This window comes from Bradyrhizobium sp. Ses1, assembly GCF_059512365.1.
Window position 1 is genome coordinate 76405 of sequence record NZ_JCAMOQ010000024.1, and the last position, 12608, is coordinate 89012.

The window sequence follows — 12608 nt, forward strand, 5'->3', positions numbered from 1 at the left end:
TCTGAGTGCTGTGCCCGAGCAATATCGGAACCTGCGCGCGTTCGCCTTCGGCGACGGCCCCGGGCTTGCCGACGAATTGCTCGAACTCGTCATCAAAGGCATCAAGACCGCGACCTGCAGCACCGAGGACGAGCCGAACACCTCGACATCGGGCGAACGCTGGATCGTGCTCGACGGCCGCGGCGAACCGGCTTGCGTCATCGAAACAACCGAAGTGACCTATCGCCGTTTTGGCGAGGTCGACGCCGCGTTTGCCTACGAAGAAGGTGAAGGTGACCGCAGCCTGCAATATTGGCGGGACGCGCACCGCCGCTATTTCGGTCGGCAGAGCAAATTCAGCGAAGACATAATGCTGATGTGCGAGCGTTTTCGTCTGGTTGAGGTTTTTCGCGATCACAGGTTGGCATCATGAAGTTCACCCTCTCCTGGCTGAAGGAACATCTCGACACCGACGAGCCCCTGGAAAAGCTCGCCGACAAGCTCACCATGATCGGGCTCGAGGTCGAGAGCATCGAGGACAAGGCGAAGGTGCTGGCGCCGTTCACCATTGCGCGGGTGATCTCGGCCGAGCAGCATCCGAATGCCGATCGTCTCCGGGTCTGCATGGTCGACACCGGCAACGGCGCTGCGCCGGTGCAGGTGGTCTGCGGCGCGCCGAATGCGCGCGCCGGCCTGATCAGCGTGTTCTCTGCCCCGGGCACCTTCATTCCCGGCAAGAACATCACGCTCGGCGTCGGTACGATCCGCGGCGTCGAGAGCCGCGGCATGCTGTGCTCGGCGGCCGAGCTTGAGATTTCCGACGATCATGACGGCATCATCGAATTGCCCGCTGATGCGCCCGTCGGCCAAGTCTATGCCGAATGGGCCGGCCTCGGCGATCCCGTCATCGAGATCAACCTGACGCCGAACCGGCAGGATTGCACCGGCGTGCACGGAATCGCGCGCGATCTTTCCGCCGCCGACATGGGCAAATTGATCGACCCCGCCATCAAGCCGATCAATGGCGAATTCCCTTCGCCCGTGACGGTGACGGTGGAAGACGCCTCGCTCTGCCCGGGCTTCGCGCTGCGGCTGGTGCGCGGCGTGAAGAACGGCCCGTCGCCGGAATGGCTGCAGAAGCGCCTGGCTTCGATCGGGCTGCGGCCGATCAATGCGCTGGTCGATATCACCAACTTCATGACCTACGATCGTGCGCGTCCCCTGCACGTGTTCGACGCCAAGAAGGTGCAGGGCAATCTGGTGGTGCGCCGCGCCCGCGACGGCGAGACCCTGCTCGCGCTCGACGGCCGCACCTATACGCTGGATTCCTCGATGTGCGTGATCGCCGACGACGCCGGCGTCGAATCGCTCGCCGGCATCATGGGTGGCGAGGCTTCCGGCTGCGACGAGAACACCACCGACGTGCTGATTGAATCGGCGCTGTGGAATGAGATCAACATCGCCCAGACCGGACGCAAGCTCGGCATCAATTCGGATGCGCGCTATCGCTTCGAACGCGGCGTCGACCCGGCCTTCATGGTGCCGGGCCTCGAGCTTGCGACCAAGATGGTGATGGAATTGTGCGGCGGCGCGCCGTCGGAAAGCATCGTCGTCGGCAATCGCTACGGCGACGACCGCGTGATCGATTTCCCGCTGACCGAGGTCAAGCGCCTCGCCGGAATCGAAGTCCCGCTGGTCGAGACGAAGCGCATTCTCAGCCATCTCGGCTTCATGGTCGCGGGCACCGGCCCTGTGGTGAAGATCGCGGTGCCGTCCTGGCGCACCGATGTGCATGGCAAGGCCGACATCGTCGAGGAGATCGTCCGCATCGTCGGCGTCGACAAGGTGCCGATGACGCCGTTCGATCGCGGCGAGGAGCCCCGCAAGCCGGTGCTCACCTCTATCCAGCTCCGCACCCGCCGTGCCAAGCGCGCACTGGCCGCGCGCGGCATGGTCGAGGCGGTGACCTGGTCGTTCATCTCAAAGCCCGCAGCCGAATTGTTCGGCGGCGGACAGGCCGAACTGGCGCTTGCCAACCCGATTGCCTCTGATCTCTCGGACATGCGGCCGAGCCTTTTGCCTGGCTTGGTCGCAGCCGCGCAGGCGAACATCAACCGCGGCTATCCTGACGTCGCGCTGTTCGAGGTCGGCCAGGTGTTCAAGGGCGACAGGCCGGAAGACCAGTTCCTTGCCGCTTCCGGCGTGCGCCACGGCTTCGCCTCGCTGGAAGGCGTGGGGCGGAGTTGGTCCGGTTCGGCAACGGCTGACGCATTCGACGCCAAGGCCGACGCGTTCGCGGTGCTGGCTGCGGCCGGCGCGCCAGTGCAGGCGCTGCAGATTGTGCCGGGCGGGCCCGCCTGGCTGCATCCCGGCCGTTCCGGCACGATCCAGATGGGCCCGCAGAATGTGCTCGGCTATTTCGGCGAGTTGCACCCGCGTGCGCTCGAGGCGCTCGGCGCCGATGGCCCGATGATCGCGTTCGAGGTGATCCTCGACCGTATCCCGGAGGCCAAGCGCAAGCCGACCCGCGCCAAGCCCGCGCTCGAACTCTCCGCGTTCCAGCCGGTGTCGCGCGATTTTGCCTTCATCGTCGACCGCAGCGTCAAGGCGGCGGATATCGTTCGCGCCGCACTGGCCGCGGACAAGAAGCTGATCACCGATGTCACCGTGTTCGACGTCTATGAAGGCAAGGGCATGGAGGACGGCAAGAAGTCGATCGCGATCGCGGTCACCATTCAGCCGCGCGAGAAGACGCTGACCGACCAGGAGATCGATGCGGTAGCGGCCAAGATCGTCGCTGACGTCACGAAGAAGACCGGCGGCACTCTCCGGGGATGAGCCCGTTTGGTCTCATCCCTTCGGAGGTTGGCCTTAACGTTGCGCTGGCAATCTGTGCCATCGCCTTTGTCTCGGGAACGGCGCGCGGCTTTTCCGGTTTTGGCTCCGCGCTGATCTTCATGCCGCTGGCAAGCAGCATCGCCGCGCCCCGCCTAGTCGCGGCGCTGCTGCTGATCATCGACTTCGTCGCAGCGATGCCGCTGGTTCCGAACGCGTGGAAGCACGCCGATCGCAAGGCCACCGCGATCATGGTGCTCGGTGCGCTCGTCGGCGTGCCGATCGGCACCTATTTTCTCAGCGTGCTCGATCCCGTGACCACGCGCTGGATCATTTCCGGCTTCGTCGCTGCGCTGATGGTGCTGCTCTTGTCGGGCTGGCGCTACCGCGGCAAGGACCACGCGGCGCTTTCAATCGGCATCGGCGGCCTCTCCGGCTTCTGCAGCGGGCTCGCGCAAACGGGCGGTCCGCCGATCGTCGGCTACTGGCTCGGGCGCCCGATCAGTTTCACGGTGGCGCGCGCCAACATCGTGCTGTTCTTCGGCGCCTCGGATTTCTTTTCCCTCGTGAGCTATTTGTTCACCGGCCTGATCACCGTCGATTCCGTCAAGTTCTCGCTCGTGGTCGGGCCGGTCTACGCCATCGGCGTCTGGTTCGGCGCCTCCCTGTTCGGCAAGGCCAGCGAACGTGTCTTCCGCGCCATCTGCTATGCCCTGATCGCCGCCGCTGTCATCGCCGGCCTGCCCATCCTCGACGGCGTGCTGCGGGGACGATAGATTCGGGTGTTGAACGCGGGCGGAAAAAAGCCAAGGGAGGAATCCATGATCGATCGCCGGAATGCGCTCAAACTGGCGCTCGGCGGCGCCGCCGCACTTGCCGCACCGGCCGCGCTGGCACAGGCCGCAAAGCCTCGAACGCGCGTCGTGTTTCTCGGCACCAAAGGCGGCCCGCGCGTCGGCATTGGCGCTTCAAATCCTGCCAACCTCGTTGTGGTCAACGACACGCCGTTTGTCATCGATTGCGGCATGGGCGTAAGCCGTCAGCTCGTGAATGCGGGCGTGCCAATCCCTTCCATCAAATACATTTTCATCACCCACCATCATTCCGATCACAATCTCGAATACGGCAACCTCTTCTACAATGCCTGGGCCGCCGGCCTATCCACGCCGATCCATTCGTTTGGCCCGAAGGGGATCGAGGCGATGACCAAGGCGTTCTGGGAGCTGAACAAATTCGATGTCGAGACCCGGATCGAGGACGAAGGCCGGCCCGATCCGCGCAAATTGCTGATCGCGAAGGACATCGACGACGGTGTGGTGTTGAAGACATCCGAGGTGACGGTCACGGCCTTCCGCACGCCGCACCCACCCATCGTTGACAATTTTGCCTACAAGTTAGAGACGCCCGATGGCACCATCGTGTTCTCTAGCGATACTGCCTACAATCCGAAGCTCGCTGAATTCGCTGAGGGAGCCGACGTGCTGGTGCATGAATGCATGTATCTGCCTGCCGTCGATCGGCTGGTCGCCAAAACGAAGAACGGCGCAACGCTGAAGAAGCATCTTCTCGAGAGTCACACCACGACCGAGGATGTCGGCCGCGTGGCGGCGGCCGCAGGAGTCAAGGTGCTGGTGATGAGCCATTTCGTCCCCGGAGACGATCCGCTGGTCACTGACGAGAATTGGACCGAAGACGTGAAGAAGAATTTTTCCGGCCGCATCGTGGTAGCAAAGGACCTGATGGAGTTGAAGCTGCCGGTGTGAGTCGCATGTCAACGGCGATCACGGTGATCGCCGACCATGCTACAGGGGTTGTGTGCAGCACAGCAAGGATATCGGCGCGACGAAGAGCCGAGCAGCACTACTGCACGAGCCGAGCGCGCAGCCGCGTAAATTCGGCGTCGCTGATCGACCCTGCCTGTTTCAGCCGACCGAGCTTTTCGATTTCATCTGCGGCGCTGAAACCAATCGCGCTCCTGAGTTCGTCGCGCGCCTGCCGAGCTTGTTGCAAGTTGCGCTCCGCCATGCCTCTTCCCTGAAAGATCAGGTATGCAAGCATGAAAATGAATGGAAATATGATCCATCCTATCACCCATAGCGCCTTGACCCAGCCGGAAATGTCGTGGCGTCGGAATAGATCGGAAGCGACGGTAATGAGCAGCCAGAACCACACGATGAAGAAGAATATGGTGAGGACGTCCAGCAGGAAATTTCGATAGGTGAAGCCCTCCTGAAAGAAGAACATTGCGATCCTCCTCTGCCTGCCACTGCGGCAACAGTTCCAGCCGACCCGATATTGTTCCTTAAAGCGCGATCCCGCCGCCAGCGTTTGATCTAGATCAATGCACGTCGGATCGAAGATCAATCAGGCGACACCCCCGATGTCTTCAACCTATGGCTGCTTTGCCCTCAAGAACCGAAGCCGCTCGGGTACACGCCTTCCGACTAGAGCGTGATGAGATAAGGTCGAATTGTGTTCCCACGGGCGCTGCCTCTTCTCACCTCTCCCATAGGGAGAGGTCGGCGCGTAGCGCCGGGTGAGGGGATCTGCTCTATCGAGGGACCGTAACCCCTCACCCGCGCCTCCGGCGCGACCTCTCCCTTCGGGAGAGGTGAACTTGCGGCCAAGCCGATTCAACCAAATGACATCGAGCTCTAGTGCATGATCTCCGCGCAAACGCTTCGCGTTTGTCGCGAGGGAAAACCGGTCTCCACTTTTCCGGATCACCCGCCGTCATTGCGAGCCACCGGGTCGGCGCGCAATGACGATGTGGGTGCAGCGGGTACGACAAATCAACCCGACGAGGCTGGGCAAATCAGTGATTTAACTCCGCGCGTCTCACCCGAATGAGGGGCGGGTCGCGATCGTTACGAACGTTGCGGTGAGATGCGGTGGACGCGATGCGTACGCGGCTCTATCTCCTCAGGATGAGGGTCCAACAGCGAGCGCGGGTTGAACCGTGGGCACGGGACCGCACGCCTTTGCCCACCCCGCGTTGCTACGCAATCACCAGATCGCAATACGCATAACCATCGCGCTCCACCCGTTCGCCGGCGCTGACTGCGATCCGGTGCGAGAACATCGGGCCGGCCACCACACACGTATGAAACTCGCCATTCTCGCCGCATGGATCGACACCATCGGGGAGATCGGCGAGAAGCTGCGCATCGAAACGGCGGCCGGCGAATTCGGCAGGCAGCCGCTTCAGGTCAACGGTCGCAAGATAGGCTTCCAACCCGCTTGCGATCATGACTTGCGCCAGTGCCGGCGTCGGCCGCTCCCACAGCGGGAAGATCGGCGTGATGCCGGTGCCAACCAGCTTCTGCTCGCGGTAGGCGCGGATATCGGCGAGGAAGAGATCGCCGAAGATCATGTGGGTGATGCCCTCAGCGACGGCCTGCGCGACCGCTTCACCCATGCGCGCCTCATAGACGTCGTTGGGACAAGGGTGTGGGATCGGCACGATTCGCTGCGGCAGTCCCGCCGCCTCGCATTGCGCGCGCAAGATCTGCTGCCGCACGCCGTGGATCGCGACGCGCTCCAAGGTCTCGGTGACGGTCGTCAGCGCGCCAACGACCTCGAACTCACCCGTCTGCATCACTTCATGCAATGCGAACGCGCTGTCCTTGCCGCTGGACCAGGAGATCAGCGCCTTCGGCCGCGGCATCAGTCGAACAGCCCTCGCGGCTGAGCCGATTGCGCCGGCGGTGCGCGCCTGCGCTGCTTCTGTGGCGACGGTGCTGCCGCCGACGGCGCTGCGGGCAACGCGCCGATCCGGCGCAGTGCCGCTTCCGCGGCCCGCTCGCCGCTTTCCCAGGCGCCGTCGACCGTGCCCCACAAGGTGTCATGCGTGGCCTCGCCAGCGAAATACATGCAGCCGACCGGATCGATCAGTGCTCTCCGTGCGGCCTGCCCGCCGGGCGCGGCCACCGACATCGCGCCAAGTATGTAGGGCGAAGCGTTCCAGCGCGTGGCGCTCGACTTCTTGATGCCGGCCACCGCATCGCCGCCGAACAGCTTCTTCAGCCATTCCGTCGCGAATGCGATCATCGCCTGCTCACCCTCTGCCGACAGCTCGCGGCCGAACGAGCCCGCGACGTCGACCGTGCACAAGGATGAACCGCCGACATTGGCGTAGAGCAGCGCAGTGCGCGTCGAATTGCTCTGTTCGATCACGATATCATCGCGCGCAAGCCCAAGCGGATTGCCTGACATCTGCAGCGCGATGCGGTCGTAGCTGCCGAGGCTGAGCTTAGCGACCGCATCGACCACGCGCCTCGGAAGTTCGGAATCGAACTTGAGCTTGCCGGCCGCAAGCACATTCGTCGACACCGTGATGATGGCGGCGCGCGCGAGGATCTTGCCCGACGGCGTGTTCACCTCGACGTCGCGGTTGCTGTAGGACATGCGGGTGGCGGGCGTCGACAATGCCACCGGCAACTGCGCGCCGAGCTTCGCGATCAGCGTGCCGAGCCCCTGCCGACAGGCGACCGCATTGTCGCGATCCTGCGCCCGCGCCTTATCGACGACCGAGATCTCCTTGAGGTCCTTGCCGCTGAAACTGGCGCCGAGCACGAACTCCGCCGTGCCGCCCCAATCGCCAAGCTCCTTCGGCAAGACCGAGGCGCAGGATACGTCGCTTCGGCGCGCGGCATCGTCGATCGCGCGATTGGCGCGCACCAGTGCGGCCAGGAATTCCTCGGTCTCGCCGGGACGCGCATTGCGGCGGCCGATGCGGATCTTCTCGCCCGACGGCGCGGGCAGCAGCTCGAGCCCCGCGGTCCGTGCGAGGCGGAGCATCGGATTGCTCTCCGGATTGTGCACCCAGCGCGCGCCGCGATCGAACGGAACTTCGAAGGTCGAGCTGTCGGTCTGGCAGCGGCCGCCGATCTGGCTTGAGGCTTCCAGCACGATCACCTTGCGGCCCGCCGCCAATACGCGCCGCGCCGCAGCAATGCCGGCGGCGCCCGCGCCAATGACCACGATGTCAGCATCGCGCGCCGGCGGCGCGGCTCCAGCGCGGCCGGCAGAGAGCGAAGTAACAGCAATGCCCGCGGACGCCGACAGGAAGTTGCGGCGGGTGATTGTCATATCATGGTTTCCGCAGGCTTGAAGCAAATGGGAACAGCCCGCGAACCTTGCCGCATCTCATGCGGCGCAGCAACCATCATGGTGAATCAATCATGATTGATCGGCTGCGTCGATGAACTAAATTGCAACCGCTCGCGACCATGATAAGGAACCAAAAAGCGGAAGGGCAAGCCGCGCAGGGGGAAGCATTTATGGGCGTCATGCTCGACACGATCGGCCAGGTGATCGCGGGCTACCTGCAGAAGGAGATCCCGGGCTACGAGCCGTTCACGCCGAGCGATCCGGAGCATCTGCGCGGCGTGATCCAGCCTGGCGATGTCCTGCTGGTCGAAGGCAACAACCGCATTTCCGGCATCATCAAATACCTCACGCAATCGACTTGGTCGCACGCCGCGCTCTATGTCGGTCCGGTCGACGGCGCCTGCGAGCCTGACGGCGAGCCGCATGTGCTGATCGAGGCCAATATCGGCGAGGGCGTGACGGCTGCGCCGCTGTCGAAATATTTCCCCTATCATACCCGCCTCTGCCGCCCGGTCGGCCTCTCCTACGAGGACCGCGAGACGGTGTGCCGCTACGCCATCAACCGGATCGGCTTCGGCTATGACACCAAGAACATCGTCGACCTTGCGCGCTATCTGTTCCCGCTGCCGGTGCCGCAGCGCTGGCGGCGGCGGATGATCGCCTTCGGCTCCGGCGATCCCACCAAGATCATCTGCTCGGCGCTGATCGCGCAGGCCTTCGATGCCGTGCGCTACCCGATCCTGCCCAAGATTACGCGCACCTCGAGCCGCAAGGCGCGGCGCGAGATCCTGCACATCCGCGATTCCTCGCTCTACATGCCGCGCGACTTCGATATCTCGCCCTATTTCGAAGTCGTCAAACCCACCATCGTGCACGGCTTCGACTACACCTCCCTGCACTGGGCCGACAAGCAGAAGCCGCTCGAGGAGGTGGCGGGCGAATTCAGTGTGTTTCACGAAAAGTCGCCGCCGCTTGTTCCTGAAACGCCTGACCAGGAAACGCCGATTCCGGCTGCGCCTGAGGATACGGAAGTGAAGACGCCGGAGCTCGCGGCCTAGACTAGAAGCGCGCCGCCAGCGTCAGGCGGACCGCGAGCGGTTCGGCCGGGTGGATGTGGCGATCGGCGACGCCCTCGATCGGTTCGCCCGGCAGGCGCGACAGATAATAGTATTCGATCTGGTTGGTGTTGGCATTGAAGAGATTGAGCACGTCGAGCTGCAGCCGCATGCCATTGTCGAACTGATAGCCGGCCCGGGCGTTGAAGATCAGCGAGGATTGCGAGCGCACGCTGTCATCCTCGATCAGCGGGCGCGGCCCGAAATAGCGCGCGGTCAGGGCGCCAAACCAGCCGGTCTCGCGACCGAACGTCACGGCGCCGCTGGCGATCCAGGCCGGCGCGCCCGGAATGAAGTTGCCGACAGGATCGAAATCGGTGAAGCGCGCACGGGTATAGGCGAGATCGACGTCGATGCGCATGCACGGCAACGGCCTGTACTGATTGGTCCACTCGATGCCGATGCGCCGGCTCGGACGGCTCGGCTCGGTGGTGCCGGCATCGCCGACGAACAGGAGTTCGGAATCGAAGTCGAGCACGAACACCGCGAGCGAGCTGGTCAGGCCTTCGATCGCCTTGGTACGGATACCGACCTCGGCGCCCTTGGAGCGGACCAGCAGCGGCACGCGGTCGAGCGGCGTCACCTTGTCGGTGGGATCGACAGTGATCGTCGCGCCGCGGATGTCGTTCGAATGCAGGCCATAACCGGCATTGCCGTAGAATTCGGTCTTGTACCACGGGCCCAGCACGATGCCGGCCTTCGGGCTGGTCACAGCGGCCTGCGCATTGCCCGAATTTTGCGGCGTGTCGCTGAAGACATGACCCGCAAAGAAATCCTCGCGGATGCCGACCGTGGTGCGCAGCCAGTCGGTCCAGCGCGCGGTGGTGTCTGCCCACAGGCCGACATTGCCTTCCTGCACACGGTCCTGGCGCACCGTCGAAAGCGCCTCGCGCTGGTAGGTCTTGAACAGGCCGACCTCGATATCGTCGCCGCGGGTCTGCAGGCCGACACGGGTCTGGGTCTCGATGCTGGCGACGCGCGCATCGAAGGCATGGGAGGCATTGAAGCCATAGACGGTGCGGCGATCGAGCTGGCTGAACTGATCGCCATTGATAGGATCGTCGAGGAAATAGGTGAAGTTGTTGAACAGTCGCAGCGACGAACGGATCACATAGGCATTCGCGATAGTCTGGCCGTAGTTACCCGACTGCGCCCAATTGCCGGACAGGCTGAAGCGGCTCGAGGTGCCGCCGTCGGTCGGATCGAGCGAGCCGAAACGGCCGATCAGGCCCTGGTCGATCGCGCGCTGCGCCACCTGGTCGGTCGACGTCCAGCCGTTGGAATAGGCCATCGCCGACAGCGTAAACCCATCGGTCGCAGTGCCCTGGCTGTAGCGCAGCACGCCGCTCGCCTTGCGCACATCGTCCGGCACGTCCCACGGACCGTCATATTTGTTGGCCACGATCGCGCCGAGCAGCGTGCCCTCGCCGACCGCCGTGGAGCCCGCCGCCAGCGCGCGCTGATAGCCGAAACTGCCGAAGGTCACCTGGGCGATGCTCTTGGGCAGCCGGTTGACATAATCGATGCCGACGCTGCCGGCGGAGGAGAAGTCTCCAGTGTCCGCATAGTACGGGCCCTTGCGGACGTTGACGGTGCTGATCAGTTCCGGGATCAGGAAATTGACGTCGGCATAGCCCTGGCCGTGGCCATGGGTCGGCATGTTGACGGGCATGCCGTCGACCTTGATCGCAAGATCGGTGCCGTGGTCGAGATTGAAGCCGCGCAGGAAATACTGGTTGGCTTTGCCCTCGCCGGAATGCTGGGTGACAATCAAGCCGGGCACCACTTCCAGGACCTCGCCGACGCGCGACACCGGCAACGCATTCACCTCCTCGCCGCTGATGCGCATCTCGCTCGCGGCGGTCGGCAGCAGATTAGCCGCACCCACTTGTCCCGAACCGAGGGCGATGCTGCCTGCCGCCGATGCGGGCTGAGCCGATTGGACTGTGTGAGGGTTTCGCCCGCTGCGCGGACGGTGCGACTGTTCGGCCCGCTTGATCCGCTTTGGTGGCGTCGTCTGCGGCGACGTCACCGTGACCGCAGGAAGTTGATTGCCGGGCTGGCCGGCAGCCGTTTGTGCCTGCGCCGGCGACGTGAGAACAACAAGGGAGGCGGCGGGAAAAACCCACCCGACAAGTTTACGCAATGCCCATGCCCCGCATGGCAACCTGCTACAATCCGACAGGCAACCAGTTCGACTTCAACCCAGCCCGGCGAGGCTACCAAAGCTCAGTATGACGTTACAACAAGAATATCATACTGACGCACCCGCGGCGCCAATCGGAAATACCTGATGCAACGGATCACCATCACCATCGAGGACGATCTGCTCGACGAGATCGACGCCGCGGCAAAAACGCGCGGCTACCAGAACCGCTCGGAGATCATCCGCGATCTCGCCCGCGCGGGATTGCAGCAGAGCGCGGAGGACGCGGCGCCGTCAGGGCAGTGCGTGGCCGCGCTGGTGTATGTCTACGACCACGCCGCACGCGACCTTTCAAAGCGGCTGGTGCAGAACTTCCATGGTCACCACGACCTCTCGCTGGCGACGCTGCACGTCCATCTCGACGACGATAGCTGCATGGAAGTGACCGCGCTGAAAGGCGCCGCCGGCGACGTCCGCCATCTCGCCGACCACGTCATCGCCGAACGCGGCGTGCGCTATGGCCGGGTCGTGATGATCCCGACCGCACCGGACAAGAAGCCGCGCAAGCATGGGCACCGGCACGATTGAAGGCGGCGGTCCGGCTCTTGCCGAAGCCGTCGGTCATATCTAACTGTCGCAGGGGCTTTTTGGAGATAGACCCACGATGTTAGATGCCGCCGTCAAGGCGCTCACGCAAATCCTGTCGCCGCCGATGCGCTCGATCCTGTGGCGCTCGGTCGGCGTGGCGCTGGTATTGGTGACGGTGCTCGCAATCGGATTGCAGCGGCTGTTGAGCTGGTTTGCCGACTATGGCGAGGTCTGGGCCGAAGGCCTGCTCGGCCCCAACTTCCACTCCACGCTCCACGTGCTTTCCTGGATCGTATCGATCGCCGCCGGCCTCGGCGTGGTGCTCGGCGGCATCTTCCTGATGCCTGCGATCACCTCGCTGGTGGCGAGCCTGTTCGTCGACGAGGTTGCCGACCATGTCGAGCGCGAACATTATCCGGCCGAACAGCCCGGCGTCGCGCTGCCGTTCAACCTCGCCATGACCGAGGGCATCAAGACCGCGCTGCTGACGATACTGGTCTACCTGATCGCGCTGCCCTTCGTGCTGTTCGCCGGCGCCGGCTTCCTGATTTTCTTCTTCGCCACCGCCTGGCTCTTGGGCCGCGAATATTTCGAGCTTGCGGCGATGCGGTTCCGGCCGCCGGCTGAGGCCAAGGCGATGCGCCGCGACAATGCGGCAACCATATTCACCGCCGGCCTGATCATTGCCGCCTTCGTGTCGATTCCGATCGTCAACCTGGCGACGCCGCTGTTCGGCATGGCCTTCATGGTCCACATGCACAAGCGCCTGTCAGGCCCGAGGCCGGAATTGCTCGAGCCGCGGCGGCAGGGAATGTCAGTGCGCTAGCAGTCGA

Annotated in this window: 11 protein-coding genes; 7 read left to right on the forward strand and 4 right to left on the reverse strand. The window is 63.9% G+C overall.

Annotation, left to right across the window (positions count from 1 at the left end; all coding sequences use genetic code 11):
- Nucleotide 1: 1 nt before the first annotated feature.
- The 4 genes from AC5ZG5_RS25460 to AC5ZG5_RS25475 are packed head-to-tail and all read left to right on the forward strand — an operon-like array spanning nucleotide 2 to nucleotide 4577.
- Nucleotides 2–412 (forward strand): ASCH domain-containing protein, encoded by a 411-nt coding sequence (locus AC5ZG5_RS25460; protein ID WP_456644561.1) that lies wholly within the window; start codon nucleotides 2–4, stop codon nucleotides 410–412.
- Nucleotides 409–2817 carry a phenylalanine--tRNA ligase subunit beta gene (pheT, locus tag AC5ZG5_RS25465; protein WP_456644529.1) on the forward strand — a complete coding sequence of 803 codons (2409 nt, stop codon included), beginning with the start codon at nucleotides 409–411 and terminating at the stop codon, nucleotides 2815–2817. Before AC5ZG5_RS25460 ends, pheT begins: the two co-directional genes overlap by 4 nt.
- Nucleotides 2814–3590 carry a sulfite exporter TauE/SafE family protein gene (locus AC5ZG5_RS25470; protein ID WP_456644530.1) on the forward strand — a complete coding sequence of 259 codons (777 nt, stop codon included), beginning with the start codon at nucleotides 2814–2816 and terminating at the stop codon, nucleotides 3588–3590. Before pheT ends, AC5ZG5_RS25470 begins: the two co-directional genes overlap by 4 nt.
- 45 nt (nucleotides 3591–3635) lie before the next feature.
- Nucleotides 3636–4577 (forward strand): MBL fold metallo-hydrolase, encoded by a 942-nt coding sequence (locus tag AC5ZG5_RS25475; protein ID WP_456644531.1) that lies wholly within the window; start codon nucleotides 3636–3638, stop codon nucleotides 4575–4577.
- A gap of 97 nt (nucleotides 4578–4674) precedes the next feature.
- Here the strand turns inward: AC5ZG5_RS25475 and AC5ZG5_RS25480 are convergent, their stop codons facing one another.
- From AC5ZG5_RS25480 to AC5ZG5_RS25490, 3 genes are all read right to left on the reverse strand, one after another.
- Entirely contained in the window at nucleotides 4675–5058 is a 384-nt protein-coding gene (locus tag AC5ZG5_RS25480) for an SHOCT domain-containing protein (protein ID WP_028164823.1), read from the reverse strand.
- A gap of 754 nt (nucleotides 5059–5812) precedes the next feature.
- Nucleotides 5813–6481, reverse strand: a complete 669-nt coding sequence (locus tag AC5ZG5_RS25485; RefSeq protein WP_456644532.1) for a Dph6-related ATP pyrophosphatase — start codon at nucleotides 6479–6481, stop codon at nucleotides 5813–5815.
- Nucleotides 6481–7905: a flavin monoamine oxidase family protein gene (locus AC5ZG5_RS25490; protein ID WP_456644533.1), complete on the reverse strand. Its 1425-nt coding sequence runs from the start codon at nucleotides 7903–7905 to the stop codon at nucleotides 6481–6483. Before AC5ZG5_RS25490 ends, AC5ZG5_RS25485 begins: the two co-directional genes overlap by 1 nt.
- A gap of 191 nt (nucleotides 7906–8096) precedes the next feature.
- Here AC5ZG5_RS25490 and AC5ZG5_RS25495 point away from each other — a divergent pair, with 191 nt between their 5' ends.
- On the forward strand, nucleotides 8097–8984 hold the full coding sequence (locus tag AC5ZG5_RS25495; RefSeq protein WP_456644534.1) for a YiiX/YebB-like N1pC/P60 family cysteine hydrolase: 888 nt from the start codon (nucleotides 8097–8099) through the stop codon (nucleotides 8982–8984).
- Between the two features lies 1 nt (nucleotide 8985).
- Here the strand turns inward: AC5ZG5_RS25495 and AC5ZG5_RS25500 are convergent, their stop codons facing one another.
- Nucleotides 8986–10890 carry a TonB-dependent receptor gene (locus AC5ZG5_RS25500; RefSeq protein ID WP_456644562.1) on the reverse strand — a complete coding sequence of 635 codons (1905 nt, stop codon included), beginning with the start codon at nucleotides 10888–10890 and terminating at the stop codon, nucleotides 8986–8988.
- A gap of 444 nt (nucleotides 10891–11334) precedes the next feature.
- On the opposite strand from AC5ZG5_RS25500, the gene nikR reads away from it, so the two are divergent.
- Nucleotides 11335–11775, forward strand: a complete 441-nt coding sequence (nikR, locus tag AC5ZG5_RS25505; RefSeq protein WP_028164820.1) for a nickel-responsive transcriptional regulator NikR — start codon at nucleotides 11335–11337, stop codon at nucleotides 11773–11775.
- A 76-nt stretch (nucleotides 11776–11851) separates the two neighbouring features.
- On the forward strand, nucleotides 11852–12601 hold the full coding sequence (locus tag AC5ZG5_RS25510; protein WP_456644535.1) for a sulfate transporter family protein: 750 nt from the start codon (nucleotides 11852–11854) through the stop codon (nucleotides 12599–12601).
- Nucleotides 12602–12608 lie beyond the last annotated feature (7 nt).